This is a genomic window from Staphylococcus sp. B1(2026), from assembly GCF_058895785.1.
On the sequence record NZ_JBZXTS010000082.1, the window covers coordinates 1 to 3,046 of the forward strand.

3 protein-coding genes are annotated in these 3,046 nt (G+C 28.0%); 1 reads left to right on the forward strand and 2 read right to left on the reverse strand.

The features are described 5' to 3' along the window. Nucleotides 1-82 precede the first annotated feature (82 nt). Nucleotides 83-919 carry a DegV family protein gene (locus tag AC5EAH_RS07875; protein WP_493494231.1) on the reverse strand — a complete coding sequence of 279 codons (837 nt, stop codon included), beginning with the start codon at nucleotides 917-919 and terminating at the stop codon, nucleotides 83-85. Nucleotides 920-1,077: 158 nt separating this feature from the next. Then, a complete protein-coding gene (locus tag AC5EAH_RS07880; protein ID WP_493494232.1) occupies nucleotides 1,078-2,262 on the reverse strand; it encodes a tetratricopeptide repeat protein in 1,185 nt (394 codons plus the stop codon). Nucleotides 2,263-2,363: 101 nt separating this feature from the next. Here AC5EAH_RS07880 and AC5EAH_RS07885 point away from each other — a divergent pair. Then, nucleotides 2,364-3,046, forward strand: a 683-nt coding sequence (locus tag AC5EAH_RS07885; protein WP_493494233.1) for an aspartate/glutamate racemase family protein, incomplete at its 3' end; no start/stop codon positions are given.

The following is a 3,046-nucleotide window of genomic DNA, read 5'->3' on the forward strand; positions in this document are numbered from 1 at the left end:
GCAATATTATTTGCAATTCATCAATTAAATAACTAAAAAAACCCAAACTTAGTATTAATAATATTAAGTCTGGGTTTTTAAATTAGTATTGGAAATGACTAATTGCAATACAGTGTGGGCCAGAATGTGCCCCTAAACATGGTGATAACATAACTTTTTCAATAGAAACATCATTAGGTAATTCAATAGCAATTAATGCTTCTATAGCAGACAATAATTCTTTATCGTCAGTATGAAAAATAATAATATGTTTGGGTTGTGCTATTTTAACATCATTAATCATTTTAGATAATGTTTTCTTTAATGTACGACATTTGTGTTTTACATGAAGTTTACCTTCTTTTAATGTAAGTATAGGTAAAATATTTAATAGATTAGAAACCATAAATTGAGCTTTAGTTAAACGGCCACCAGCAAATAAAAAATCTAATGTTGTGACAGTTAATAAGATTTCTTGTTGCTTAACTAATTGCTGATAAGCTTCTGAAATCTCAGTTGCTTTTAATTGTCCATCATGATACCGTTGAATAATATTTTCAACTGCATATCCACCCATACGTGAAATTTGTAAAGTATCTATAACAGTTAATTTAAAATCATCAATCATAGAAGCAGCAGTAGTAAAGGCTGAAAAAGTACCTGATAATTTAGATGATAAACTAAAAGCGATAGCTTCTGTAAAACCTTGTGATTTTAAATCGTTTAATAAGTCTAAAATATAGCCGACAGAAGGCTGACTAGTGCTAGGTTGTTGTCCTTGTCTAATAGCTTGATAAAAATCATCAGCAGTAATTGTTTCATTATCTAAAAATGTTTGTTGATCTAATCTTACTTCTAATGGTGCAATTTTAATATTATATTTATCTATAAATTCAGAGTTAAGTTGTAATGTTGAATCTGCAAGAAATGCTAATGTCATATTAAATCCTCTTTTCTAATGATTAATTATTATTATAATTGTTTGAATTACTAAGCGTCAATATTAAATTTCTTCTTTAAGTATATCATGATAGAGCATAGAATAAAAATTATATTAATTAATTATTCGATAAATAGAAATAATATTCATTTTTAATATTAGGATAAAGTGATGAATTGGTACTTGTCAACAGGTAGATACAAAGCTTCTTCAAAACTTCTATTTTTAATATTAATTCGTTTTTGTCTTAATGAAGGTAATGCAAGAGCACCCCATAGTAAAGTAAAAAATAATATTCGTTTGAATGAGGATGTACCTTCTACTAGCAATAAAGTAAATACAAAAGCACTTACACCAGCAGGAATCGTCCAGCGTTTTTTATTAATAACATGTGTTAATTCGTATTGAACTAATTGATCTAACTGTTCTAATAATTTGTTGGGTGTGTTGCCTAAAACCTGCCTTGCTTGATTAATATAATATTGGGCAGTCTTTAAAGCTGTTTTAGATTTAGCTTTGAAATAACTTTGTTGAGAAATAAAACAACTTAAAGCGTATGCCATATAACAATTAGCGATACGAATATTGAAAAAAGAAGGTTCATAAAATTTAGCTAAATGTTGATAAATTTTAAGAGCTTTTTTATATTCTTTTTGTATAAAATAAATATCTCCTTTTAAAGCAATTCCATGTACAAAATTTAATTCTTCTGCTTTTTCCGCAAGTGATAAAGCTTCATCCATTTGACCTTGCATTAAATGAATACGTCCAAGATTAACGTAATGTTCAAAATTATTAGGTTCGAGTTCGATAATATGTTTATAACAATTTTCAGCAGCAGTGTAAGTTTGTGTTGAAGCATATACTTTTGCTAGTTGGTGCCAAGCATCTACTGATTTTGAAAAATCACTGACATATTTTTTTGCTTCATTTAATGCAACATCATAATTATCATTGTCTAAATGATTTTGAATTTGTAAACGATAAGCACGTTGTTTAGAATTATCATCTATTTTGAGTGTTGTATGAATAAGTTTATCGATAAATTCATTATCAGGTTCAGAAGTTTTAGCAGCTGCTTTCATTTTTGCCTTTAGTTTAGTCTGGTTGGCTTTATGCACTAAATCTAATTGTTGATCATATTCAACTTTATTAATGGTATCTAGTAGTTTCTCTTTTGCTTCTTCTACTAGATTAAGTTTATATTTAGCTATAATACGCTGATTTTCATCATGATCAGTAGCAGCTAATTCCCATTTAGCTTGCTGGTAAGCTAATTTTTTTTCAATTACTGCACGCGTATCAGCAGGGTTAATTTCAAGTTCTTTGTATAAATCATTCATAAAGTATATCCTTTCCATATATAATATTGTTATAATTATATCATGAATGATTGTAGAATATCATCAGACTAGAGAATGAATTTATTGTGGGGTGAAGTATCATGAAAATTGCAGTAATGGCAGGAACACCAATAGATACAGCTATGGGTGTTCAATTATTATTATTAGATCATAATATACGTGTAGATCGCTCGATTTCTATATCAAAAAATCCTGAACAACAAACATTGTTTCAAATAATGGCTGACGAACAGAAAAAGATAATGATGCAACATCATTTTGACAAGTTACAAAAAGAAAAAATCAATATTGTATTTGTTTATTGTAATTCTTTAAGTTCATCTATCAATTTTGACGATTTAGCACAACAATATCATATGCATATTATTACGCCTTTACAAAGTTATCAAATTATCGCACAACAATATCATAAGTTAGCTCTGTTAACTGCTAATGCACAAGGGGCTTCTGGCATAGAACGTGTGATGGCTAACTGTCAACCTTCATTAAATTTAATAACTATTGCAATGATTGAATTAGTTAAAAGTATAGAAAAAACAGAAATGCCTCAAAATATAGTCGAAGATATGTCTTTACAATTGTTGATAAATTTTGTTGAAGCACAACAAGTGCAAGCTATTGTGGTAGGATGTACACATTTTCCATATTTAATTGATGTACTTAGTGATATGATCAAATTAATATTAATTAATCTTTCTAAATTAATGATAGAAAGTCTAAGAAAAATCATAAATTTACAATGTATCTATTGCGTAGTTCAAAA

Coding starts and splice junctions, on each gene's coding strand:
- AC5EAH_RS07880 (WP_493494232.1), bottom strand. CDS start 2,262: ATGAATGATTTATACAAAGAACTTGAAATTAACCCTGCTGATACGCGT.
- AC5EAH_RS07875 (WP_493494231.1), bottom strand. CDS start 919: ATGACATTAGCATTTCTTGCAGATTCAACATTACAACTTAACTCTGAA.